This is a genomic window from bacterium (assembly GCA_016702305.1).
Classification (GTDB): Bacteria; Electryoneota; RPQS01; order RPQS01; family RPQS01; genus JABWCQ01.
The window spans coordinates 441254-466669 of the sequence record JADJEH010000017.1 but is presented as its reverse complement, the minus strand read 5'-3'; the positions used below and the strand labels follow the sequence as shown (position 1 = coordinate 466669).

Here is a 25416-nt window from a genome sequence, read left to right as displayed (position 1 = left end):
AGATGAACGAATCTCTCAAACCCATTCTCGCCGAGCTGAAGCAGCGCCTGACCGAACTTTACGGCGAGCGCCTATCGCAGTTGATTCTGTTCGGCTCGCAGGCGCGGGGTGACGCCACCGAAGATTCGGATGTGGATGTGCTGGTGGTGTTGGAGGGGGGCAAGGAGACTCATGAAGAGCATGAACGGCGGCTGGATATCATGTGCGACATGAATATTAAGTATGGATTGCTGGTCGTGCCGCACTTGATGAGCGCAGAACGGTATCATACGCGCAACAGTCCGTTGATTCTGAACGTGAGGCGTGAAGGATTGAGACTGTGACGATTGATCAAGAAGAACTGCTTGAAGCGGCGCGAAAGAACATCGTTGGTGCGAAAGGGATGATGGATCTCGACTTGCCCGGAATCGCCGCGTCGCGCGCTTATTATGCCATGTTCTATGTCGCGCAAGCCTTTCTGCTTCAAAAGGGCCTCGCATTTTCAAAGCACCAAGGAACCATTGGCGCGTTTGGCAAGGAGTTTTGCCTCGCAGGCCGCGTCCCGGGCGACTTTCATCGCTTCATCATTGATGCTTACGACTATCGGTCAGAAGCGGACTATGAGAAACCGCACACCGTTGAACCGGAGGTTGCCCTGCTCCAGATTGAAAGGGCGGAGATGTTCGTCGCACTTGCCGAACGAGAGTTGTGATGGCATCCGACGATTATTGACACGATGACGCGGCGCGGTTCATTCTTCGTCTAATGAGGATGAATCCATTCGCGACCTAAGGATATTATCCATGCACACCTTTGAACTAAAACACACTACAACCGCGTCGGCGGCGCAGCTTTGGCTGGCGTTGACGGATCCTAAGTATTTGACGCAGTGGGATGGCAACCGTTGGGCGCAGAACGACGCCTGCGTCGGCGGCAAACTGCGCGCGCGTAATGAAGACGGGCTGCTCTTTGAAGCCGAGATTCTGCTTTACGACATGTGCGCGCGGCTGGCCTGTCTGGCGCCCGTTCCCAAGAATCCTGAAGAACCTGAAGAGGGCAGCTACCTTGTGCGGCAAGAGTTTTGGCTCGAAGCGCATGCGGGCAAGACGACGCTGCATTTGAAGATGACCGGTTTTCCCGACGAAGCCGCAGCCACGATGATGCGCAACTCGTGGGGCGGCTACTATTTGGAAAAGATCGGAAAGGTTGCGGAGTCGGTTAGTCCGCAAGACGCCTCGAACTTCACGCGCGGCGCCACGCGCGGAGCACATTATCCGGGTCATATCCGCCATACGGAATTGGCCACGATCGTGCGCTGATTGCGCACTTCACACAAGAGGCCTGAGAAACCTACCATACAAATCCTGGGGAGGACTATGTTGGCTATCGCTCGCACCACTTAACATGACAGACACACACGGCTATGAGTTTTGGAAAAGGCGGACGTAACTTCCGCGGACGGCGTACCACCCGTCAATTGCCCTCGTCACTGGCTGACGGATTCATTGTACAAGTACATTTCGCCGGTAAACCCGGCACCACGAAACGTATTCTTAACGCATTGCGCCGCGATATTGCGACCTATCTCGACACGCTGCGCGGCGGCGGCTACCTGATTCTCGCGGGCCGCTACTTCTCTTCGGTCGGCGGAATCTGGCTCTTGAAGGTCCGCCATATCCCTGAGGCTGACAAGCTGGTGCGCGAATACCCGCCTGTCAAACAAGAACTGCTGACCTATCGCACAAATGTGCTGGTTGACCTGGACCAAGTGCCCGCTGGCCTGAATAAGCCCACCGAGCGCACCCTCGAACCAGCCTAAATATAGCCCGCTTTGGCGGGTGGTAAGGACCCCATGCAGCCTGAAATTCTGATACTCGGCGCCGGCCTGATGGGCCGTGTGGCCGCGCATTTTTTTGTGCATCATCACGCCGGGCCCTACCGCGTGCGCTTGGCCGATCTGTCGCGCGGCGCGGTGGATGACGCGGTCGCGTGGCTGAACTCGGAATATGTCGAAGGCACCGTCGTAGATGTGCGCCGCGACGATTCGCTCGACAAGGTGCTCGCGGGCATCAAGGTCTGTCAGTCGTGCGTGCCCTATTTTCTTAACCCGATTATCGCGCGCGCCTGTTTGGCAAAGAGCGTGTCGTTCGTGGACCTTGGCGGCAATCCCGAAGTCACCGACCGCATTCTCTCGATGGACGCCGAAGCCAAATCCAAGGGTATCAGCCTGATTCCGGACACCGGCCTCGCGCCCGGCCTGACGAATATTTTAGCGATGGAACTCGTCCACCGCTTTACGAAGTGCAACGACGTGCATGTGCGCGTCGGCGGTCTGCCGCAGGTTCCCGAGGGCCGTTTGAAGTATGCGCAGTTCTTCTCCATTCACGGATTGCTGAACGAGTATCTCGAAGATGCGCGCGAAATTCGCGGCGGCCGCGAGGTGACCGTACCATCGCTGGAAGAGGTCGAGACGCTGCACTTTGAGGGCGTCGGCGAGCTGGAAGCGTTTATCACGGCGGGTGGCACTTCGACGCTGCCGCGGACGCTGCTGGGCAAGGTGGACCGGCTCGACTACAAGACGATTCGTTTTCCGGGCCACGCCAACTATTTACAGTTTTTGCGCGAAGTCGGCTTGACTTCGACACGTGCCTATATTTTTGGCGGTACGAGCGTGTCACCGCGCGAAGTGCTTGGGAATGTTTTGGAAGAGACGCTGCCGAAGAATGCTCCCGACCGTGTATTGGTGCGTGTGTGGGCGACGGGCGACGGCGGCCGCGAGGAAACGCTTGAACTGAATGTCATCAAAGACGAAGTCAACAACATCTCGGCGATGGGCCAGATGACCTCGTTCCCCTCGGCGGCGATTACACGAGCGATTTTGCTCGGTCAGATTCCACCCGGCGCGCATCCGCAGGAAGCGGTGATGAGTTTCGAGACGATGAAAGCAGAACTCGAGGCGCGTTGGATCGGATTTAGGAAGTAGGTTTCCGGGCGGAGTAATCCGCCCGATTTTTTTGTGCGCAACAGAACACTTCGGAAGACAGCATTCTAAGGGAGGATGCCATGAAGATGATGACTGTTGGATTGATGATTCTGGTAATGTGCTTGGGAATTGAGCGGGCGTTTGCGCAGACCTATGTTGAAATCTCTACATTTGTGCCCTTGACCAACGCGTGTGACGGCGGCAATCCGCTTCCGGATGGCACACCTGTTTGTATATTCTGGGATCAAGACAACGATGGGCCTGATGAAACCGATCCGTTCCCGGAAGGAATTATTTTTAGCTGCTTTGAAATGAACGGCAACGAGATGATTGGCATACAAGGAACGTTTTGGACAGAACCGCCGTTCTTTTTCCCAGCAGACATACCGATGCCAAGCGCGTTTTATGTGCGTGCCCTAATTGGTGGTGACGAGAACTTTTGCTGGGCATCTGAAGTATTCACAATCCATCCAGTACACAATTTTATTGAACTTGACGAATGGACGTGCGGGCCGTGTCCGACTAATGAAGTGCCCGAACCAGTAACTGGGCTGCAAGCTTCACAGGATTTATGCCACGAGGTCATGGTTACCTGGAACCCCGTTGAAGCGGCGACCGGCTATCGAATCTACATCAACGGGATGTTAGTTGCAGCGATTCAGGCGGCGTCTTTTAGCGACAACCAATTGCCGCCCGGCACCAACTGCCGCAGCTATGAAGTTCAAGCACATAATGGAGCCGGAGCCGGGCCAATTAGTGATCCCGTGCAGGGTTGTGCGGTGTTCGAGCCGGATGCGGTCGAAGAGCTTCAAGCATCTGATGATCTCTGTCGTGAGGTATTGGTTAGTTGGAATGCTGTGCCGCGCACTGACTTCTACTATGTGTTGCGCAATAATGACACAATTGCAACGGTTCTAGATGCGACTTTCTACTCAGACTTGACAGCAATACCGTCTGTCACATACACCTATCGAGTCATTGCAGTCAACGAATGTGGTCCAGGTGGGATTGCGTGGGGCACCCAAGGTTACGCGTCCGGAGTATTGCTCGCGCCATCCGCCACGACCGCCAGCGCAAATGTCGATGATCACGTTGAGATAGCTTGGGTGGATGCTGTTGGTGAATCGGGCTACGAAATTCTCCGCAGCGAGTTCACCCACACGCCGCATTATGAAGTGATTGGGACAACAACGGCCGATGTGGTCCATTTTGCGGATTACACGGCCGCGCCCGGTCAAGAATACCTCTACCGGGTACGAGGCTTTGACACAGTATGCGGCGCCGGCCCTTTAAGCGTAGAAGCCCGCGGTCGGCGCTCAACGGTTGAACCGGTTATCTTTGGTGAAGTCCGTGTCACCAACAATCTTGCCGGAGTGATGTCGGCTGAAGCTGCGGACTTGGATGATGACGGCGATGTGGATGTCGTCGGTGCGGGCATGTTCGCGGACAAGGTGGCGTGGTACGAGAACGACGGCCAGTGGAATTTCACCGAGCATGTGCTTATCGAGCGCTGGCAGGGCGCGCGGGCCGTGGATGTCGGCGATATTGACGGAGATGGCGATTGGGATATTGCGGCGGTGGCGCATTTCGAAAACTCACTGGTGTGGTTTGAACGCGCGGCGAACGGCTTCACGGTGCATCCCATCGCGGGCGCGGTGAATGGTGCCAGCGACGTCGAGTTGGCCAATTTGAACAATGCGGGCCCGTTGGAAATTCTCACGGCGGCGGCGACGGACGGCGAGGTTTCCCGTTGGAACTATGTCGGCGACGGCAATTTCACGCGTGGAGAGTTTGCCGCCAACATGCCGGGCGTACGCGCGCTGACGAGCCGTTGGTATGTGGCGCCAGGGTTTCTCTGGGTCTGTGGTGTCGCACATGACACAGGCGAATTGGCGGTCTGGTATCGTACGGGCGAATCATACGTAAGAATCACTCTGGCCACGATTCCCGGCATCACCGCCTCGGTGATTGGCATTCTGGCCTCGCCGTCGGACAGCTCGACCGATGTCGCATTCTGCACGGACAACGGACTCTTCGGATTGTGGGATGAATCTGGAGACTCGGTGATGACGATCTCTTCTATTATTGCCTCCCCCCGCCACGTCGCAACCGGTCGTATTGACAACGGTCTTTACGAAGGCCTTGTGCTTGCCAGCGGCAACGAAGTCACATGGTGGCGCAACACAAGTAACCGCTTCTATCGCAATGTTGTGACGGACAATCTGCCGCAGGCTTCGTTCGTGAGCACACTCGATGCCGACGGCGATACCGACACCGACATTCTCGCGGCGGGGGATAACGAAATCCGGCTCTATCTTTCGACGCTGCGCGATCTCGACAACATCACGCAACTCGTACCCGCACCGGAAGATGAGCATGACAGCAAGGTGTTCGGCTTGCCCACAGAATACGCGCTGGAACAAAACTATCCCAATCCGTTCAACGCGCAGACGACGATTCGTTTCGCACTGCCCGCAGCGAGCACGGTGCGGCTCGCCATCTACGACCTCGCGGGCCGCGAAGCGGCGCAGTTGGTCAACGGCACGCTGAACGCGGGAACGCACAGCGTCAGCTTTGATGCCGCCGGGCTGGCCTCGGGGGTATATTTCTACCGAATTGAAACCGAAAATTTTGTCGCCACACACAAAATGGTGCTGCTGAAGTGATTCAACATGTCCTGACGATTTTGGCCGTGCACGATTTCGCGGCGGCGCTGAAATTTTATCGCGCGGCGTTTGATTTCAAGCAGACCGTGGATGTGCCGGTCTATGCCGAGTTCAAGCTGCCCGATGGCCGCAGGCTCGGGCTGTACGAGCGTCACAGCTTCGGCGCGAACACCGGGATTGTGCCGCCGCAGGTCGCGCCCGGCGCACTCTCGGGCGCGGAACTCTATTTTCACTGCGCCGACCCCGCCGCGCAATGCGCCAAACTGCTGGCCGCCGGAGCGGTCGAACTATCGCCCTGGCAGCCCCGCGCGTGGGGGGATGACGCGGCCTACTACCGCGACCCCGACGGGCATGTGTTGGTGATTGCGCGGGTGAGCGTGAAATAGACGATAGGATTTAGTAGATTGGTGTTTCTGTTGTAGCGCGCGGCTTGACGCGCAAAATCCCCGGGGACGCTCGAGGATCTCTGGGGGTTTTTGCCCAGCAAGCTGGGCGCTACAAGCGGAATCGGCATAAAGAACCTGAAAGGGAGATTAGTCATGCGGATATTGTGTGTCTTGCTATTTTCCGCGGCTCTCTTTGCTGCGGACAACACGGTGGTCACGATCTATTCCGACGGCTATGCCGTCGTTCGCGAGAGCCGATCTTTCAATCTCACCGCCGGGGACAACGCCGTCACGGTTTCCGATCTGCCCAAGAATATTCTGGGCGAATCGTTTCAGATCGGCGGGCGCGGCGTGGCGGTGCGGCAGTTCAACTTCCTGGAGCCGCGCACGGCGGATTATTCGTTTGAAGGCTTCTTAAAGGATGCGCGCGGCAAGCTCATTTCGTTCCGTATAGATTCGGCCACGGTCGTCAAGGGCAAACTCCTACAGGCGACCGACAGCTATATCTTTGTGCAGTCGCCGGACAGCGTGGTACGGATGTTCTACAAGAATTCCTCTCGCGATTGGTCATTCGTCAACCCCACCTTGCAGGAGGAGCGCAAGGCCGCCGAGATTCGCTGCGAACTGAACAGCGATGCGGCGGGCAGCAAGCAGGTTGATCTGCGCTATGAGGCCGCGGGGATGCAGTGGGACGCGCGCTATCGTTTGCTGTTGAACGATGACTCGACGGGCTTCTTGGAAGGCTGGGCCAGCATTCTCAATCGCGTGGGCAAGACTTATGACCATTGTGATGTCGTGCTGGTTGAGGGCAATCTGGGGCGCTATCGCAATCTCTCGCTCGGGAATCGGCTGGATGAGAATCAGATCGCCGGAATTGTGTCTTCACAAGCAGGGTTTCAAGTTGACGGCGGCTTGCATGCTCGCGGTGGGCGCGATTCAGAAATGATGTTCACGGAAGACGGGGTTTCGATCACTACGGCAAGACAACCAACGGTTCAACTTGACGTGGCCTCGAAATCAAGCCGCCTCACTGGTGCAGAATTGCAGGGTTTCGGTGGAGACCAAATCGCGGTTATCCCTGAGCGCGCCCCCGCCGCAACATATTCCTCCGAGCGCCATGGCGACTTGACGCTCTATTCGCTGCCGTTTGAAGCCACGCTCAAGGACAGCGCACAGACCGAGATTGTCTTGCTCGAAAGTTCCAAGGTCAAAGCCTATCAGATTTACAGCTTCGGCGGTCTCGACCGCAGCGGCCCGGCGGCGGTGACCTTGCAACTGGTCAACAAAGAGCAGGAGGGTTTAGGACTCGCGTTGCCCGCTGCTGAATTGCAGCTGTTCCGCAGCACCAAAGACGGACTCGAACAGTTTGTCGGCAGCCACCGGCTCGAACGCACACAGGCCGGCGACACGGTGCGTGTGAATCTCGGCGGCGATCCCGAGATTCAATGCGTGAGCAGGACGCTTTCGCAGACGGGCGAAAAGCGCACGCGCGATCTCGAATTCGAGCACACCCTCAAGAGCAGCAAGAGCGACACCGTCGCCGTGTCCTGTCAGGTGCGTTTCAACGGTGAACTGACCGTTGAATCCGCCGATGTCGAATACAATGTGCGGCGCCGCGACGACCGCGTCGCTCGGGACGATCTGCATTTCACGATGATTCTCCCGCCCAACGAAGAGATCAAGACCAAGTTCAAAGTCAGGGTGAAATTCCCTAAATAGCCTCCCCTGCTCACCCGACATCGCAATTGACCCAATAAAAACAGGTGTTTACCTATAAGCCGTGGTTGGACATTGCGGAACAACATTTGCAACTTATGGGTTTGAGAATACATACGTTCGCCCTCGGCGAAGGTGAAAGGACCTGCCAGCTTGACCTTTAGCGACAAAGAGTTCTACCCCAAGGCCTACGATAGCCCGCGCTTCTTGCACAGCGCGCACGCCCGTTCGCTGCGCATTCTGTCTGAATATCTTGAACCCCAGTCGCGCCTGCGTCTTCAAAAGATCCGCAGCACGATTGTCTTTTTCGGCTCGGCACGCTCGGTGCCCGAGGAGCAGTTGGACGGCCAATTGGCCAAGCTGCATGAACAGTGGTCGCAGGAGCTGGGGTTGTCCGCCGCGGCGCGCACGCAGCGCGAAGAGTCGTACCGCCGCCTGACGCACTACTATCACGAAGCCGAACGTCTGGCGGCCAAGCTCGCCGCGCACTATCAGCAATTGCCCGATCCGCGCGATCGTCATGTGATCTGCAGCGGTGCGGGTCCGGGCATGATGGAAGCGGCCAATCGCGGCGCGCAGAAGATCGGCGCCAAGACCGTCGGGCTTTCAATCAGTTTGCCGCACGAGCAGAGTGTGAATCCCTATCTCGAACCGCCCTACACGTTCGAGTTTCACTACTTCTTCATGCGCAAGTACTGGTTCGTGTATCTGGCGCGGGCGCTGGTGGCGTTTCCCGGTGGCTTTGGGACGTTTGACGAGCTGTTTGAGTGCCTGACGCTGGTGCAGACGCAGAAGATTCGACGCAAGCTGCCAATTCTGTTGTACGGCACGGATTTCTGGAACAGCGTCGTGAATTTCGACGCGCTGATTCGCTGGGGCGTGATTTCGCCCGACGACATGGACCTGTTTCATCTCACCGACGACGTGGATGAAGCCTTCAACTTTTTGGTCGGTCAGATTGACGTATCACGGGGTTTTGAAACAACTGAGGAAGCATGAGTCTGGGGAAACAAATTTCGACGCTGTTTGTAGCGGCCATCTTGTTGGGATTGGGTGCGCGTGTGACGACCAAGAGCGACTTGCCCTTCTGGGGCTTTTGGCAGCCGATTGAATTGGTTGCGCCGAAGCTGTCGTTGGCGGATGAAGCGATCTCGGCGCCCGTGGACAGCGCCTTTGCCGTGTCGGATAAGCCTTACGAAGTGAATCTGGCGACGACGATGGTGCTCTATATGAAGCGCAAAAAGGACAATGTGCATTTTGTGGATGCGCGTGAGGACACGCTTTATAAGGCGGGGCATATTCCGGGCGCGGTGAACATTCCGTTTGAGCATCTCGACACGTACGGCGAGCAGTTTCTGGCGCTGCCCAAGGACCATTTGATTGTCCTCTATTGCGATGGCGGCGATTGCCATCTGTCGCATGACTTGGCCGAGTTTGCGCTGGCCAACGGCTTCGGCCGCTTGGCGGTCTTCACCGGCGGTTGGGCCGAGTGGAGCAAAGAGACGGACATGATCGCCACCGGCGGCGAATAGCCAGCGCGTGGCGGCACCCGCTGAGGGTGCACCCTTTTCAAGATCGCACAAAGCCCCGACTCATCATCGGGGCTTTTCTGTTTCAAGCTCCACCGCTTCCACCGGTTGCCGGGGTGGGCCCCCACGGTCAAGATGGCTACGGCAATGGTCACAAAGAGAACCCAATACGGGATCGGTTGGGATGCCTTGTCGAGTTGTAATGGAGTCGCCCAGTAGGTGGTCGAAGCGGCCGGCATTTGCTCTGCCTCTCCGTGTCTCGGTTTGCGTCGTTTTTTTCCCCGTAAGTTCTTGAAAATTGGGTGAGTTTGGCTTGACTTTGTGAAAAAATCTCATTAAGATTTAAGGCTATGATTCGCAGCCCTCGACAGCAGGTTTTGATCGGCCTGGATTGGGCCTTCCGGTTAGCGCTGGCAGGTCTGTTCCTCTATGCCGCTTGGCCCAAACTTCTCGGCCCGGAAGAGTTCGCCAAGTCCATCACGAACTATCGGGTCAGTCTGCCGGGTATCGGGCAGAACTACGTCTATCTGGCCGCCATGTTACTACCGCCGCTGGAGATGGTCGCGGCAGTATGCCTGTTCGTGCCCAAACTGCGGCGCGGCGCGGCCCTGATGATCATGCTGCTCATGGCCTTTTTCACCGTGATGATCATTCAGGCCGTACTGCGGGGATTGAACATTGACTGTGGTTGCTTCGGCAGCTCGCCTGCCGCCGCCGCACTCGCCACCAAGGTCGGCTGGACCAAGGTGCTCGAAAATACGGGCTGGCTCGTCATGTCCATCTTCGTCTATCTGCGCGCCTGCCCGCCCAAGCCGAAATACAGACTCTAACCGCGAGTTGAAGATGCGGCGACGTATTGCCAATAGTCTCGCGGTGGCAGGTGCCTTGACCTGCCCCAAATTGATCTTGGTCAGTCTGCTGCTGCTGTGCGGCAGCCTTGCGCTCGCCCGGCCACCGTTCGCGCCGCCCGAGAAACCGGCGGTACTGCCCGAGTTTCGCGTGCCGCGCGAGAACACGCTCGACGAAAATTGGCTCTACGTCACGACGCTCTACGATGCGTCGTCGGCGCTCCCTGAACTTTGGGGCGCGGTTCCCGTTGGTTTTGCCAAAGCACCGCTCGGCCGCGCCTTTATCGCCTCGCTTCACACCGTCTTCCGCACTGTGGACGGTGGCCGGTCGTGGACCAACCTCGACCCCCAGCCGCCGCCTATTCCCGTCTCGCCTTACCTGTCTGTTCGCTCGCCGAACTTCATTTCCGATATCTGCTGGCGGCCAATCCGCCGCGTCGAACTCAACAGCGATTCGCTCTATCTCGCGGTCTACAATAGCGCCGGCGAGACGGGCATGGTGCGCATGATGCGCGGTGGTGGTACCACGCACGTGCTGTGGCCGGACACCTTGCTGCTGGTCGACGATTGGATCACGGCGGTTGCCGCTCCCGATTCCAGCATCTGCGTCGCTCTGGCCGGGCTGGATGCGCGCATTTTCCGCAACGACTCGATGCAGGCGCCGACGCCGTGGGATGACTTGCCCTACGAGTTCACCGGTTCGTGGGTCGGCGAATTGACCACGGCGGGAAATTTTCTCTACGCTGCGGGATCCGCCTTCTGGCTCTCGCTCGATCGCGGTTTCTCATGGCAAACCATGACGTCCGCTGATCCGCTCGGCGACACGGACATTGACTTCGCGCCCAACAGCGCCCGCGCTCTGGTCAGCGGAGGCCGCACCGATCCGCCCGTCGGCTGGGTGCGCTACACGACCGACTTCGGGCAAACCTGGTCCGAGCGCACGTTGAACACCGACGTTCCGGTGCGCACTGTGCTGTTTATGGACGACACGCTCGGTTATGCGGCAGGCGGCTCGGCCAACGATGCCATCGGCAGGGTTTGGCGCACGACTGACGGCGGCGTGACGTGGGACCTTGAACTGGAAGTCGAAGCGGAAATCACCGAGCTCGGTTACGCCCGCGAAAGCGGCGGCTATATCAACATTATCGCTGCGGGTTATTTCGCCGATTTTCGCTGCGGCGTATGGCGTTCGCATCTGCAATATCCGGATTCCGCCGGCCCCGTGCTGGTCTTTGCGCAGGACACGCTCGCGTTTGCCGCCGAACCTGGCGCGACACAAACACTGCAAGCCGTCCTGACGAACATCGGCGATGCCGCGATCACCGTGACCGACTGGCTCGATAGCGGCCCGTTCATCGCCAACTGCTGTGGGCAGGACGTTATTCTCCTTCCCGGCGCCGACATGACGGTGGACGTCACCTTCGCGCCGGGCATCGCGGGTGAATTCACATCGTCCCTGCGCGTGCAGACCGATCGCAGTGAATACCTTGCGCTGGTAGCGGTCGGCTCGGCTCTGTCGTCGGCCGAAGATGCGCCGCTGCCGCAGGAGCTTGCGCTGGCGGTCTACCCCAATCCGGGCAATGCGGAATTTCGTTTGAGCTACTCGCTGGCAAGGTCGAGTGCTGTGGCGCTGACACTGTTTGACGTCACGGGCCGCGCAGTCGCGACGCTCGTGAACGCGCGCCGTGAAGCCGGTGAACACGTCGTCGCATGGAATGCCCAAGCCGAGCCGAGCGGCGTCTATTTCGCGGTGCTGACCGCGGACAATCGGCGGGAAATTACAAAACTTGTGGTGTTGAAATAGCATGCGTCTGCGCGGACAAGTAATCATCGAGGAATTTCGCTCGCGCTGCCTGACGGGCAACCCGCTGGGCGACGACCCGGTGCGCGAAACTCCCGTCTATCTGCCCGAAGGCTATTCGAAGTCGCGCGACTATCCGTTGCTCGTCGTACTCTCGGGCTTCACCGGCAGCGGACTCACGCATGTCAATTGGAGCGCCTGGCTCGAACCGTTTCCCGTGCGTATCGAACGGCTGATCAACAGCGGCGTCATTCCACCATGCGTTGTCCTCATGCCGGATTGCTTCACGCGGCTTGGCGGCGCGCAGTATATTAACTCCTCGGCGACCGGCGACTACGAAGACTATCTTTGCGGTGAACTGCTGCCGTGGATGCGCAGCGAATACCGCGCGGGAGTGACGGCTGATCAGGCCATGATCATTGGCAAGTCCTCCGGCGGCTACGGCGCGTTCGTATTGGCCGCCCGCCATCCAGAACTATTCGGCTGGTGCGTCATGCATTCCGGCGACTGTTACTTCGACTACGTTTATCTGGCCGAGTTTCCGAACGCCTTGATCGAATTGCGCAAACACGCTTCGCCGCGCGACATGATTGCCCTCTATGGTAATCAGCAGAAGCGCATTTCCAATGAAGCCGTCAACATTACCGCGATGTCGGCCTGCTATTCGCCCAATCCCGATTCGCCGTGGGGTTTTGACTATCCCTTTGATTTGGAAACCGGCGAATTGCGCGAGGACGTGTGGGCGCGCTGGCTCGTGCACGATCCTGTGCGCATGGCCGCCGACGACCGTGTCATCGCCAATTTGAAGAAACTCGCGGGACTATACATTGATTGCGGAATTAATGATGAATTTCATTTGCAGTGGGGTGCGCGGATTCTTTCGACAAGATTGACTGACGCCGAAGTTCCGCACACGCACGAAGAATACGAAGGCGGCCATTTCAACGTGCAGTGGCGCTACGACGAAAGTTTGAAATGGTGGGGCAAGCAACTGTCCGCTGATTGATAATTCTATCGAGTGTTTGGTATGGGCACGATTAACAAGGAATGGCATCTGGCGCACAAGATGCCGAAGAATCCGACATTAGAGCAGAGATTAGACTGGCATGAAGAGCACGCGAAGCATTGCACGTGCCGCGAAATGCCCGCGAGTTTAGCGAAGTTGATCCAAGACCGCAAAAGGAAAAGATAGCTCATGGACCTCGAAGCTCTAAAGTATCCTATCGGGAAATACGACGGCACCCGCCCCGCGACCGCCGAAGAGCGTGCGTCCCGTATCGCCGTGATCCGCGCCCTGCCCGCGGCGCTTCGCGCCGCAATCGCCGGACTGAGTGACACACAGCTTGATACACCCTACCGCGAAGGCGGCTGGACCGTGCGGCAACTGGTGCATCATCTGAGCGATTCGCACATCAACGCCTATTTGCGCACGAAATTCGCGTTGACCGAGGATAATTTCGAGATTCGTCCCTACAACCAATCGAATTGGGTCAACACTCCGGATGGCGCGCTGCCGCCGGAAGTCTCATTACAAGTGCTCGACGCCGTTCACGCTAAGTGGTGTCTGCTCCTCGAGCGCCTGTCCCACGATCAATTCGACCGCACGATGACACATCCCGAGCGGCCCGGACAAACGCTCGATATCAAGTGGCTGCTCGGTCTCTATTCATGGCACGGAGAGCATCATGTCGCGCACATCACCAGGCTGCGCGACAGAATGGGCTGGTGACACATGACTGATGTTCGTTATCCCATCGGGCCGTTTCAGTTTGCGGGCCGCATGAACGCGGCTGAGCGTAAGCTGGCGGTCGAGATGATTGAAGAGCTGCCGTTCGAACTGGGCAACGCGGTTGCCACGCTGAACGATGCACAGCTCGACACACCTTATCGCGACGGCGGCTGGACCGTGCGCACGGTCGTACACCACCTGACCGACGCGAATATCCACTTCTACTGCCGTACGAAATTTGTCGTGACCGACAACGTGCCCACGATTATGGGCTTCGACGAACAGGATTGGCTCAAGACTCCGGATTACGCGCTGCCCGTGGATTCTGCGCTGGAACTCTTGACCGGGCTGCATGTGCGCTGGGCGGCGATCTTGCGATCCTTGAAGCAGGAAGACTTCGACCGCAAGTACTTGCACTCGCAGCGCGGCGAGGAGCCACTCGATTACATCGTGGCCTACGCGGCGTGGCACGGCCGTCATCACACGGCGCACATCAGCGAACTGCGCAAGCGGATGGGCTGGTAACGCGCTTGCCGGATATTCGGTTTCCTATCGGTGAATTTGTCTATGCCGGGCCGGCGTCGCCTGCACATTGTCAGGAACGCGCCCGCGTCATCGCCGCCTTTCCCGCGGAGTTGCGCACAGCGGTCGCGGAGTTAACCGACACACAGTTGGATACGCCGCACCGCGACGGCGGCTGGACGATTCGCCAAATCGTTCACCATCTTGGCGATGTTAACGTGCATATCTATTGCCGCGTCAAAGCGGTAGTCGCCGAACCTGCGCCGCTGATTGTTGGCTTCGAAGAGAACGACTGGGTCAAGACGCCCGACCACCGCTTGCCCGTTGCGCCGACGCTTGCCATGCTTGAAGGCGCGCACGCGCGATGGTCTGCCGTGCTCGACTCGTTGACGGTGTCCGATTATGCCCGGATGTTTGAGTGGCACGGCGAAGGTCCAGTGTCGCTTGACGAGCAGGTTGAGTATGCCGCTTGGCATTGCCGCCATCATCTGGCACAGATTCATGCCGCGCGCCGCCGTTACGGCTGGTAGCATCACACTCACAAGGAGGTCGTCATGGGTGCACGCTTTTGGCTGGCGGGAATTCTATCCGGACTGGTGATGTTTGCTTGGGGCGCGGCCTCGCACATGATGCTGCCGTGGCACGAGGCGACGATGCAGACTTTTCGTGATGAAGACCTTGTTGCCGAGGTGCTGATGAAGGAAGCGCCCGTTTCGGGAATCTACGTGGCGCCCATGGCCGGAATGCTCGACGAGGGGTTGACAAGCGAGCAACAAGAGCGGCGCATGAACGAAGCGTGGGACAAGGGTGCGAGGGGGCCGAACATCTTCATGTCGTTCCATCGCGAAGGTAAGGACGGCATGGCGACGCCGATGATTCTCGACTTCGCGGCCCTCGTGCTGATGTCGTTCATGATGCTGTTTCTTCTGCAAGCCGTACCCAACTTGACGTTCATGGGCAAGGTGTTGTTCGTGGTGATTGCCGGCACGGTCGGCATGGCGCTGGTGCAGCTTGAGCAGTGGATTTGGTGGAGTTTCACATCCGGCTACGTCCTCGTGAACATCCTGGACGGTGCTATCCGCTGGGCGTTCGGCGGGATGGTTTTGGCGAAGTTGGGGACCAAATCCCGATGAACATCTACCACGTCTGGGTGAACCTGAAGGAATCCCGCCGCGACCTCGAGTTCTGCGAGAACGTGCGCGGCTATATGGAATTTCTGATCGCACACGGGCAGATGAAAGCGTGGCGCATGACGCGCCGCAAATTGGGTTTCGGGCCGGCGGAGTTGGGTGAATTTCATATCACGATGGAATTCCCTTCGCTGGTCGAACTCGAAAACACCTTCGGCGACGTCGCCCAGCGCGTCGGCGAAATGGAAGACCTTCATCGCAAGGTCTTCGTCATGGTCACCGATTTCAAGTCCGCGCTCTATCGCGACTTTCCCGATCCAGGCCGCGCGGCCTGATTCGCTTCACCTTTTAGACTAAAACTCTTGACTTTCCCGGAGGAATGATGAAGAAGCTGTTATTTTTGATGTGTGCGTTACTGTTGGTGTCCGGCGCTAAGTTGAACTACGCGCAGGACAGCACTCCCACCAAGCAAGAGCAATTGGCCGATGAAGCCGATTCGCTGGAAATGCGCCGCCGCGCCATGCGCGAAGAGCAGACGATGCTCGACAAGCGCGCAATTGAACTCCAACAGGAGATCACCGACCTGACCGCCCGCCTGCAAGCTGCCAAACTCGAGTTGAAGAGCAACAACATCTCGCAGAAGGACCTTGCCAAGCGCATGAAGGAACTCAAGATTGACGCCAAGCAGCACAAGATGGAAAAGAAGCAGGCCAAGCGCGCGGACAAGGAAGCACGCCGGGCCGCCAAGGAAGCCGAGAAATCCAAGTAAGCCGCGGAGTACGAGACAGAATGTCTGAAGATAAAATCAAGCGCGGCTGGCAGCCCGTTGACGATGTGAATTGGGATGCTTTTGAGCGGGTTATTGCTCAATGCAAGAACAAGCAGCAGATTTTAACGCACCTGCGTATCCTATTCGAACAGAAGGGCTACGCCAATATGATTCGCGCCGCCGAAATCGCCTACGATCGTCTCGTGGATGTGCTTCCGGGCAACAAGAGCTCCATCGGTGTGCACACCTATGTGGACGGCAAGGAAGTATACTGCAATTTCAGATTCGAGCCGGCCGGCGGCAAGCAGGAGAAGGACTCCTTCGAGTACTGAGTTGGGTATGCAGAATGAGACGTAAGCCATGCCCGGTCGGCGCCGCTCTGCAATTTATGCTTCATATTTTCCGCACATGCACAAGCCAGACGCCAATACTGAATTCCTGCTCGCCAGCGAGACTTTTCTGCGCGAGCATTTCGACCGCATCTGCGAGGCGTGCGAACGCCTGACCCCTGAGCAGTTGTGGTGGCGGCCCAACGAAGCTTCGAACTCCGTGGCCAATCTGTTAATGCATCTTGAGGGCAATGTCCGCCAGTGGATCGTTTCCAACTGCGGCGGATTGCCTGACAAGCGCCAGCGTTCGCGCGAATTCGCTGCGCGCGAAGGAGCGTCGCGCGAAGAACTGCTCGATGCGCTCGGTCAAACGGTGCTCGAGGCCTGCCACGTGCTGGCCAAGTTCGATCCGGCCCGGATGACCGAGAAGCGCACGGTGCAGGGCTATGAATACACCTTGTTGAAGGCGATCTACCACTCCGTCGAACATTTCTCGTACCACACGGGCCAAATCGTCATGCGCGCCAAGGCGATCTCGGGTGACGGCTTCAGTTGGTACAAGCATCTCGACGGCACCTAAGCGACGGCAGTGTGAACCACTGTGCGATAGACGAAGAATAAGCGCTGACAGTCTAACACGATAGCAAATGTCCGACAAAGATAATCTCGAATTGCCGCTTGCCGGCAACGGCAACGGCGACGCTCGCGTCATCCCGGTGAATGTCGAAGACGAAATGAAGTCTTCGTACATCAACTACTCCATGTCCGTCATCGTATCGCGGGCCCTGCCCGACGTGCGCGACGGTCTGAAACCGGTGCACCGCCGCGTACTCTACGGCATGCTTGAGCTGGGCCTCGGGGCGGGGCGCTCCTACAAGAAATGTGCGCGTATCGTCGGCGACGTCATGGGTAAGTACCACCCGCACGGCGATCAGGCGATCTATGACACACTCGTGCGCATGGTGCAGGATTTCTCGCTGCGCTATCCGCTCGTGGATGGCCAGGGCAACTTCGGTTCGGTGGACGGTGACGGCGCGGCCGCCATGCGTTACACCGAAGCGCGCATGAGCCGCATCGCCGAAGAGATGCTCGACGAGATTGACAAGAACACCGTGGACTTTGTTCCCAACTACGACGAATCCATCCAGATTCCGTCGGTGTTGCCCGCCAAGTTTCCCAATCTGCTCGTCAACGGCTCGGACGGCATCGCGGTGGGTATGGCCACGCGCATCCCGCCGCACAATCTTCACGAAGCCTGCGACGCCGCGATCGCCATGATCGCCAACGAATCGCTTTCGACCGCCGAACTGATGCAGTACGTCACCGCGCCTGATTTCCCCACCGGTGGCATCATTTTTGGCCGTCAAGGTATCCGCGACGCCTACACGACGGGCCGCGGCCGGCTGATCGTGCGCGCCAAAGCCAATATCGAGCAGCCCGAGAAGGCCAGTGGCCGCGTCAAAATCGTCGTCAGCGAAATTCCCTATCAGGTAAACAAGACGCGCCTGATCGAGCGCATCGTGGAATTGGTCAACGACAAAAAGATCGAAGGTATCGCCGATATTCGCGACGAATCCGACCGCGACGGTATGCGCCTCGTCATCGAGCTCAAGCGCGAAGCGGTGCCTGAAGTCGTCATGGCGTCGCTCTATAAGCATACGCCGATGCAGGAATCGTTCGGCGTGATTCTGCTCGCCCTCGTGCACGGAGTGCCGCGCGTCTTGACGCTGCGCGATCTGATTTCCGAATTCCTCGAGCACCGCAACGAAGTCACGCTGCGCCGTGTTCGCTTCGAACTTGAGCAGGCTCGCGATCGCCTGCACATCTTGGACGGTTTGCAAATCGCGGTGGACCATATTGATGAAGTCATCAGTATCATCCGCGGCGCCTCATCGCCCGAGACCGCCGCGATGGAATTGCGCGACCGCTTCGGTCTGTCCGAAAAGCAGTCGAAGGCGATTCTTGATATGCGTCTCGCTCGCCTGACCGGACTTGAACGCCAGAAGCTCGCCGATGAGATTAGGGACATCAGAGCCAAAATCGCCGAACTCGAGCCGCTGGCTCGCGATGAGAATCGCGCGCTCCGATTGGCGGTCGTCAAGCAGGAACTCGAGGAGATTAAGGAAAAGTACGGCGACAAACGCCGCACCGAAGTCGTGGACGACGAGGCCGAAGTCACGATTGAAGACATGATCGCGCCCGAAGAGATGGTCGTCACGATTTCTCACGCGGGCTACGTGAAGCGCTTCCCGGTCTCGGGTTTTCGCAAACAGGGCCGCGGCGGGCGCGGCTCGCAAGGCGCGACGACCAAGGAAGATGATTGGGTCGAACAGCTCTTCATCGCCTCGACGCACGACTATATCCTTTTCTTCACCGACCGCGGCAAGTGCTATTGGCTGAAGGTATACGAGATTCCATCCATGGGCCGCGGCTCGCGCGGCAAGGCGCTCGTTAACCTGATTGAACGCAGCGCCGACGAGAAGGTGCGCGCTTACGTCACCGTCAAGGAGTTCTCCGACGACCGCTATGTGCTCATGTGCACCAAGCGCGGCACGGTCAAGAAGACCGCCCTCTCTGAATTCTCTAACCCGCGTTCGAACGGCATCATCGCCATCAATATCGCAGACGGTGACGAATTGCTTGGCGCGGAGCTGACCGACGGCGGCAATGAAGTGATCATCGGCACGACCGAAGGCAAAGCCGTGCGCTTCCATGAAACGGACGTACGCGCGATGGGCCGTTCGGCCACCGGTGTCCGCGGCGTGCTGCTCAAGCCGACTGTGGATGCCGTCGGCATGATCGTGGTGCGCGGCGATTCGACGATTCTCACCGTTACTGAAAAGGGCTACGGCAAGCGCTCCGACGTGACCGACTATCGCCTGACCAAGCGCGGTGCGGGCGGCGTGCTGGCACTCAAAACCACGGACAAGACGGGGCGTATGCTGGCCATGAAGGAAGTCGGCGACACCGACGACCTGATCATCATCACCGAGCAGGGCGTCGTGATTCGCCAATGCGTGAAGGACATCCGCTCGATGAGCCGCGTCACGCAAGGCGTGCGCGTCATCAAGCTCGACAACGGCGACAAGGTCGCCGACGTCGCCAAGGTCGTCAACGAGGATGACGGCGATGAGATGGAACTCGAAACTCCGGCATAACGAGATGGCATGACTGTGACTCGGCGTGAACCCAAAACGACCGCGCGCACGAACAGCGGTTCGACTCGCAAGCGGTCTCTGTTGTCCAGCTTCTGGCTGCCCTTGGCAGGCAGTGTTATGGACATATCCGCAGTCATCGCTGCGGCGGAAGGCGCGTTCTTGCTCAGGTTTTGGGGTCCGATTAATGATCTCTATCCTGCCGTGATGATTCCCACGCGCGGAGATTATCTATCATCACTACGCGACCGAAGTTTCCGTCCCACTCGACCGCGAAATCGCACGGATCTTGCGTGGGGCGATCTTCGCGATGGGACTCGTCATGGCCGCGATCTTCTTCTATCGCGAGTTCAGCTACTCCCGCTTGACATTTCTCTTGACGCTGGCGCTGATGATACCGCTGCTCGTGGTTGCCCGAGCTATTTATCAACGGATGCGGCGCGCCTTTTTCAGCGCGGCATCGGCGTCTTGCGCATCGCCGTCTGGGGTAGCGGCAAGGAAGCCGTCCGGCTTTGGATGAATCTTGCGGATCAGAAGAGCCGCGGCTTTGATCTCGTCGGTGCCCTTGGACCAGCCCCATCTGCCGACTGGCGCACTCTCGGCGATGTCTCCGCCCTGCGCGCCCTGTGGCAAGAGCATGAGCTCGATGCGGTGATGCTCGCGCCTTCTTCCGATGAAGAGCCGCGGCTGGGCGAAGTCGCGCGCGCTGCAGAAGGCACGCCGCTTGAGTTGCTCTATATGCCCCTCGCGGTGGATTACTCACGCTCCCGTGTCGTCGTTACTGAAATCAGCGGCAAACCCGTACTCAAGCTGAAGACGTTAACGATGGCCGGTTTGGGCTACGTTGCCAAACGCCTAATGGATTTCTCTGTCTCTGCTCTCATCATCGTAGGCTTTTCTTTGCTGTACGCACTCATTGCCATTGCGGTCTATCTCGACAGCGGCAAGCCGCTCCTCTACCGTCAGCGGCGCGTCGGTATGGATGGCAATGAGTTTGACATGCTGAAATTCCGCACGATGAAGACTGATGCCGAATCCGGCACCGGCGCCGTCTGGGCCGTTCGCAACGATCCCCGCGTCACGCGCGTGGGGCGCTTTCTGCGCCGCTGGTCGCTGGACGAACTACCGCAATTCTGGAGCGTGCTGCGCGGCGACATGTCGCTGGTGGGTCCGCGTCCCGAACGTCCCGAATTTGTTTACAAGTTCGCTGAGTACATTCCGAACTATCTCGATCGCCATCGTGTCAAGGCCGGTCTGACCGGCTGGGCGGTGGTCAACGGCTTCCGTGGCAGTGAAACCACGATTGAAGAACGCACCGCTTACGATCTGTATTACGTCGAGAACTGGAGCCTCTGGCTGGATATTCGTATTCTGCTGCGCACGTTCGCGGCAGTCATCTCGGGCAAGGGAGCAATGTAGGTAATCTCCTATGGCGGAACAGCAATCCGGAAAGCAACAGTCAAAGAAGGCGCGCAAGCCGCGCAAAAAGCCCCGCGCCAGCGCCAAGAACGGCAAGCCGGGCAACCGCGTCTCCGATGCCACGGTTAAGCGGCTCTCCAAATACTATCGCACGCTTCAGAACGCGCTCAGCGCCGAGAAGACCACAATCTCCTCGGAAGAGATCGGCCGCTTGAACGGCTTGACGGCCGCCCAGGTGCGCAAGGATCTCTCCTTTTTCGGGGCGTTCGGTCGGCGTGGTCTGGGCTATAGCGTGGTGGATTTACATCGCGCGATCAGCAAGATTCTGGGTCTGCATCGCACCTGGAATGTCTGTCTGGTCGGCGTCGGTAATATCGGCACCGCCCTCGTACATTTCAAGCAGTTCGCGGAGCAGGGCTTCATGATTCGCGTGGTGTTCGACAGCGACACGCAAAAGGTTGGCCAAAGCGTCGGCGAGCATATCATACGCGACTTCGCGCAGGCCAAGCGTGTGATAGAAGACGAGAACATCAAGATCGCCGTGGTCGCCGTGCCTGCGCACGCCGCGCAGAAAGTCGTGGATCAGCTCGTCGAAGCGGGCATTCGCGCCATCTTGAATTTCGCGCCAATCTCGATTTTCGTCCCGAAGGGCGTTGCCGTCCGCAACGAAAACATGGCCATCGAAATCGAAGCGCTGTCCTACGCGCTCTCCAGCAAAGGCCAGAAGCCCCGGCAAATTCTGGAGCAGTAGGAACGTTCGTACTTCTGGTCCTCTGGGAAGGTAAGGGGGATCAAGCGGCCGGACATCATCACAAACTTCTCGCACAATGAAAACAGAAACCCCGGCTCATCACCGGGGTTTTTTCTGTCTTGCTCGGAAGATCATGACACTATTTCAACAGCACAACCTTGATGGACTCCCGAATCTGACCGTCATGTGCAACGAGGAAATAGACACCGCTTGCGATATCGGGTGATACGGAAAACGTGAACATCCCACCTGTCGCAGAGCCGCGGTGCAAGGTCATTACTTTTTGGCCGAGGATGTTGTGCAGCGCCAGTTCGAATTTTTCATCTGCAAAACCTGACACCGACACAGTGAAGGCGTTGTTGAACGGGTTTGGAAACACCCTCTGTAAATCCCAAGTGCCTGCTATTGGCACCTCGCGCGGATCAACCACGAACAGCATAGACGTGTCCGGTGGGGTGGTCAGCCACGGGCTAAATAACACGGAATCACCGAAGAGCGTATCCCCCTGTCCGTTCGGATTTAGCCCTTCGTGATACGGACCGCTCGCGTGCCCCCACCAATTGTATCGTACATCAAGAACCACCGGATAGTCGGGAAAAAACGTCACCGCGACGCCTTCGTTGCCAGCAATGATATTTTGGCTGAAACGTGGGCTACCAAACGTGACGGACTGAAGCACGGCCCCTTTGGATGGGTTTAAGCTCGAGTTTCCAACGAAAGTATTGTACTCTACTCGCGCGGTTGCCCGCCCGAACGCGTAAACCGCGCCACCCTCAACATTCGTGTTGTTCCGAAAAATGTTATGCGATACCTCCGTGTTGTTGGGGTCGTTGACGATCAGCGTTCCCGTTGCCATGCTTGTCGAGTTGTTTTCCAAGACGTTTCCGACAAATCTCGTGCTGCCATACCGTCCCCCTATGTGAACAGACGGCCACAATCCATCTGTATTGCGAAACACACACCGCGTGATTTCGCCCCAGAAGTTGTTTGCGGAAATGTCGTTGCAAAATCCCGTCGAGGGAGTTCCGTTGCCAACGAATTCACAGGCATAAATTCGTCCCCATCCTTCGTAAAGGCCAATTCCGCCTTCACCACCAAAGCACCCCGCTACAACCACCGAGTCCATAGCAATTTGCGACGTTCCGGAGTGGATTCCGGCTGCGGCCATGTCGCAAGTCAAATTTACCAGTAGCGATTTTGCCACCGTCAGCGAGCAGAAATCCGCATAAATGCCACCCCCCCAGTAATCCGCATTGCAGCCGTTAAACTCTGAATCACGAATGCGGACGTGGGCATTCCACTCCCATGCCGAGCCGCTGACAAACACCCCGCCACCCAATGGCGCTCGTCCCCCGTCGAACCGGCAAGCCTGAACATTGACATTTGCTGCGTGAACATACATCCCGCCCCCACCGGAGATTTCGTTGCGTTCATCATAGGTCCCCGATCCCCCCTGCAGGGTGAACCCAACGAGATTCAGCGCGGTCTCGCCATACGCTGCAATCACCGTACTCGACGAATCACCATCCGGCGCACTTACTATCGTTTGTCGAATCCAAGCCGTGTCACCGTCGAGCAGGTAGCGGCTGGCAATGGTTAGATCTTTCCCGTAAGGCAAGACTGGACCGCCAAACGTACCCGGCTCGAGCAGAATCACGTCACCGGAATCCGCCGCCGCGATAGCGTCAGCAATATCAAATCCGGGAGCAACATATAATGTATCGGCATACGCCGCCCGTACAGCAAATAGAGTTATGCAAGCCCAGACTTTGAGTCGTGGCATTAGTTCTACCTCTGATATGGTCCGCCCCCGCAGCTATTGCTGCGGGGGCGGCTTGTTAGTTGTTACGGTGCTTCCGTGCCGCAATTGGGAAGTGATCTGCCAGTGTCAGCGAGATACGCCTTGCCTATTCCCGAGCCGTAGTTCGATACCCACGACGAGAATAATACGCTGGATCCTTGAGTCAACGTGGCCCCAACCGACGTGTTGGCGTTTCCGTTGCTCGCGTCCGTTTGGTCAACGATTCCAGATCCGCTTATCCACGTGTATGCGCTCAATGTCCCCGTTGTTGGCGCACATACGCGAATCTTGTGAACTCTGGTGACCGTAATCGTCGGCCAAGTGTCAATCGTGCCATTCCCAGTATGCACGTGACTGTCATAGGTTGCGAATGCCGTGCCGATGATTCCCACCAAAAAGGCCACGGCGAACATCGCAAGATAATGCGCGCGATTCATGTTGAACCCCCAGTTATGATTTGTTATTGCATCCATACACAACACATGCCCTTGCGCAAGAGGCTAATCATAATATAAGAAAACGAATGGGGGGGGGGTCAAGTACTTTTTGTGAAGTGTGACAAACTCTCTCTTTTCTATTTCATATATACATACGCGTCCATGTTTCAACACATCAACCTCCTTCGATGCCTCATCGCTCCACCCCCACTCGATCGCACAGCTTCACCAGCGTGCAGTCCGCGCAATTCGGATTGCGCGCGTTGCATACTCTTCGGCCGTGCCAGATCATCGCGTGCGAAAAGACGATCCACGACTCTTGCGGCAATAGCTTCATTAAGTCGCGCTCGATTTTCACCGCGTCATCTTCTTTCGTCATACCCATGCGCTGCGACAATCGCATCACGTGCGTATCCACCACCACTCCCGACGCTATTCCGAACGCGGTACCCAGCACCACGTTCGCCGTCTTGCGCCCGACGCCCGGCAAGGTCACAAGTGCGTCAAGCTCTTGAGGCACAACGCCACCGTACTCATGTACGATGGCGTTGGCAAACCCTAAAATATTCTTCGCCTTGTTGCGAAAAAATCCCGTGCTCTGGATAATTGTTTCGACTTCTTTCTGTGTCGCGCGCGCGAGCGTCTCGGGCGTCGGAAACTTTCTGAACAGCACCGGCGTCACCATGTTCACGCGCAGATCGGTGCACTGCGCCGATAAAATCGTCGCCACGGCCAGTTGAAACGCATTCTCGTGCGTGAGCGCGCACTCGGGCTGCGGATAGAGTCGCAGGAGTTCCGCCGCGATCTTCTTCGCGCGCGTGGTAAGCGGCGTCACTATTTCAGCAGCGCCATCTTTTTGAACACGTCGCGACCCAGTGCGCTCACCTTCACAAAATACAATCCGCTCGTCCACTGCGACCCATCCACGGCGATGCTGTGCGTTCCCGCGGCCGAGAATCCGTCGAGCGGCACCGCGACGCTCTGCCCTAAACTGTTGAACACTTCCGCGCGCACATTCGCCGCGGCGGGCAAATGCAACTCCAGATGCGCCAGCGCATTGAACGGATTGGGATAGACTTCGCTTACCGCAAACTCGGTCGGCAGCGGCGCATCTCCCACCGCGCTCGGCGGCAGGACCGTGATCGCTCCGACCATTCCCATGTCCGCGTGAACTTCGCAAACATACGGATAGACTGCCGCCGTCTGGTCGGTAAAGTGATGGATGAACACCCAATTGGCGTTCGACGGATCGCCGCTGTCAAACGCGGGCGGCTGCCCCACGTGGACGACATTATGAAATCCGCCGTTGTTCGTCCAGCGCACCGAGTCGCCGCTGTTGATGGTCAGCAGGGACGGTGTAAACGTCGTGCCGCTCAAACTCACGTTGTGCGTCGTCGCCCCGGCCGCCGTTGCCATCAGCAACAGCGTAAACAAGTTACCTAAGAGTCGCATCGCATCTCCTTATG

General features: G+C 57.8%; 28 protein-coding genes. 24 read left to right on the top strand and 4 right to left on the bottom strand.

Going from position 1 to position 25416, the window contains the following annotated elements:
* Positions 1-2: 2 nt before the first annotated feature.
* From IPH10_13300 to IPH10_13185, 24 genes are all read left to right on the top strand, one after another.
* A complete protein-coding gene (locus IPH10_13300) occupies positions 3-323 on the top strand; it encodes a nucleotidyltransferase domain-containing protein (GenBank protein MBK6911883.1) in 321 nt (106 codons plus the stop codon).
* A complete protein-coding gene (locus IPH10_13295) occupies positions 320-691 on the top strand; it encodes a HEPN domain-containing protein (GenBank protein ID MBK6911882.1) in 372 nt (123 codons plus the stop codon). Before IPH10_13300 ends, IPH10_13295 begins: the two co-directional genes overlap by 4 nt.
* A gap of 91 nt (positions 692-782) precedes the next feature.
* On the top strand, positions 783-1298 hold the full coding sequence (locus tag IPH10_13290; GenBank protein MBK6911881.1) for an SRPBCC domain-containing protein: 516 nt from the start codon (positions 783-785) through the stop codon (positions 1296-1298).
* A gap of 104 nt (positions 1299-1402) precedes the next feature.
* Complete coding sequence (locus IPH10_13285) at positions 1403-1798, top strand: hypothetical protein (GenBank protein ID MBK6911880.1); 396 nt, start codon at positions 1403-1405, stop codon at positions 1796-1798.
* Positions 1799-1831: 33 nt separating this feature from the next.
* Entirely contained in the window at positions 1832-2962 is a 1131-nt protein-coding gene (locus IPH10_13280) for a saccharopine dehydrogenase NADP-binding domain-containing protein (GenBank protein ID MBK6911879.1), read from the top strand.
* 80 nt (positions 2963-3042) lie between these two features.
* Positions 3043-5628, top strand: a complete 2586-nt coding sequence (locus IPH10_13275) for a T9SS type A sorting domain-containing protein (protein MBK6911878.1) — start codon at positions 3043-3045, stop codon at positions 5626-5628.
* A complete protein-coding gene (locus tag IPH10_13270) occupies positions 5625-6014 on the top strand; it encodes a VOC family protein (GenBank protein MBK6911877.1) in 390 nt (129 codons plus the stop codon). The genes IPH10_13275 and IPH10_13270 overlap by 4 nt, the downstream gene beginning before the upstream one ends.
* Positions 6015-6185: 171 nt before the next feature.
* Positions 6186-7733 (top strand): DUF4140 domain-containing protein, encoded by a 1548-nt coding sequence (locus tag IPH10_13265; protein ID MBK6911876.1) that lies wholly within the window; start codon positions 6186-6188, stop codon positions 7731-7733.
* Between the two features lie 150 nt (positions 7734-7883).
* Positions 7884-8729, top strand: coding sequence for a TIGR00730 family Rossman fold protein (locus IPH10_13260; protein MBK6911875.1), 846 nt, complete (start codon positions 7884-7886; stop codon positions 8727-8729).
* Positions 8726-9262, top strand: a complete 537-nt coding sequence (locus IPH10_13255) for a rhodanese-like domain-containing protein (protein MBK6911874.1) — start codon at positions 8726-8728, stop codon at positions 9260-9262. Before IPH10_13260 ends, IPH10_13255 begins: the two co-directional genes overlap by 4 nt.
* 347 nt (positions 9263-9609) lie before the next feature.
* Positions 9610-10089: a DoxX family membrane protein gene (locus IPH10_13250; GenBank protein MBK6911873.1), complete on the top strand. Its 480-nt coding sequence runs from the start codon at positions 9610-9612 to the stop codon at positions 10087-10089.
* A 13-nt stretch (positions 10090-10102) separates the two neighbouring features.
* Positions 10103-11911 (top strand): T9SS type A sorting domain-containing protein, encoded by a 1809-nt coding sequence (locus tag IPH10_13245; GenBank protein ID MBK6911872.1) that lies wholly within the window; start codon positions 10103-10105, stop codon positions 11909-11911.
* 1 nt (position 11912) lies between these two features.
* Complete coding sequence (locus IPH10_13240; protein MBK6911871.1) at positions 11913-12914, top strand: esterase; 1002 nt, start codon at positions 11913-11915, stop codon at positions 12912-12914.
* 189 nt (positions 12915-13103) lie between these two features.
* Positions 13104-13637 carry a putative metal-dependent hydrolase gene (locus tag IPH10_13235; GenBank protein ID MBK6911870.1) on the top strand — a complete coding sequence of 178 codons (534 nt, stop codon included), beginning with the start codon at positions 13104-13106 and terminating at the stop codon, positions 13635-13637.
* Positions 13638-13640: 3 nt separating this feature from the next.
* Complete coding sequence (locus IPH10_13230) at positions 13641-14162, top strand: putative metal-dependent hydrolase (GenBank protein MBK6911869.1); 522 nt, start codon at positions 13641-13643, stop codon at positions 14160-14162.
* A gap of 5 nt (positions 14163-14167) precedes the next feature.
* On the top strand, positions 14168-14689 hold the full coding sequence (locus IPH10_13225; protein MBK6911868.1) for a putative metal-dependent hydrolase: 522 nt from the start codon (positions 14168-14170) through the stop codon (positions 14687-14689).
* Positions 14690-14713: 24 nt separating this feature from the next.
* Positions 14714-15292 carry a hypothetical protein gene (locus IPH10_13220; GenBank protein ID MBK6911867.1) on the top strand — a complete coding sequence of 193 codons (579 nt, stop codon included), beginning with the start codon at positions 14714-14716 and terminating at the stop codon, positions 15290-15292.
* Positions 15289-15624: a hypothetical protein gene (locus IPH10_13215; GenBank protein ID MBK6911866.1), complete on the top strand. Its 336-nt coding sequence runs from the start codon at positions 15289-15291 to the stop codon at positions 15622-15624. Before IPH10_13220 ends, IPH10_13215 begins: the two co-directional genes overlap by 4 nt.
* 47 nt (positions 15625-15671) lie before the next feature.
* Complete coding sequence (locus tag IPH10_13210) at positions 15672-16058, top strand: hypothetical protein (protein MBK6911865.1); 387 nt, start codon at positions 15672-15674, stop codon at positions 16056-16058.
* 20 nt (positions 16059-16078) lie between these two features.
* A complete protein-coding gene (locus tag IPH10_13205; protein MBK6911864.1) occupies positions 16079-16390 on the top strand; it encodes a hypothetical protein in 312 nt (103 codons plus the stop codon).
* 76 nt (positions 16391-16466) lie between these two features.
* Complete coding sequence (locus IPH10_13200) at positions 16467-16967, top strand: DUF1572 family protein (GenBank protein MBK6911863.1); 501 nt, start codon at positions 16467-16469, stop codon at positions 16965-16967.
* A gap of 67 nt (positions 16968-17034) precedes the next feature.
* Positions 17035-19545, top strand: coding sequence for a DNA gyrase subunit A (gene gyrA / locus IPH10_13195; GenBank protein ID MBK6911862.1), 2511 nt, complete (start codon positions 17035-17037; stop codon positions 19543-19545).
* A gap of 117 nt (positions 19546-19662) precedes the next feature.
* Positions 19663-20961, top strand: coding sequence for a sugar transferase (locus IPH10_13190; GenBank protein MBK6911861.1), 1299 nt, complete (start codon positions 19663-19665; stop codon positions 20959-20961).
* Between the two features lie 10 nt (positions 20962-20971).
* Positions 20972-21712: a redox-sensing transcriptional repressor Rex gene (locus tag IPH10_13185; GenBank protein MBK6911860.1), complete on the top strand. Its 741-nt coding sequence runs from the start codon at positions 20972-20974 to the stop codon at positions 21710-21712.
* Between the two features lie 139 nt (positions 21713-21851).
* Here IPH10_13185 and IPH10_13180 read toward each other — a convergent pair whose 3' ends face one another.
* The 4 genes from IPH10_13180 to IPH10_13165 form a co-directional block, all read right to left on the bottom strand.
* On the bottom strand, positions 21852-23495 hold the full coding sequence (locus IPH10_13180; GenBank protein ID MBK6911859.1) for a T9SS type A sorting domain-containing protein: 1644 nt from the start codon (positions 23493-23495) through the stop codon (positions 21852-21854).
* 62 nt (positions 23496-23557) lie between these two features.
* Entirely contained in the window at positions 23558-23950 is a 393-nt protein-coding gene (locus IPH10_13175) for a hypothetical protein (GenBank protein MBK6911858.1), read from the bottom strand.
* A 193-nt stretch (positions 23951-24143) separates the two neighbouring features.
* Positions 24144-24788, bottom strand: a complete 645-nt coding sequence (nth, locus tag IPH10_13170) for an endonuclease III (protein ID MBK6911857.1) — start codon at positions 24786-24788, stop codon at positions 24144-24146.
* Positions 24785-25402 carry a T9SS type A sorting domain-containing protein gene (locus tag IPH10_13165; GenBank protein MBK6911856.1) on the bottom strand — a complete coding sequence of 206 codons (618 nt, stop codon included), beginning with the start codon at positions 25400-25402 and terminating at the stop codon, positions 24785-24787. Before IPH10_13165 ends, nth begins: the two co-directional genes overlap by 4 nt.
* Positions 25403-25416: the final 14 nt, after the last annotated feature.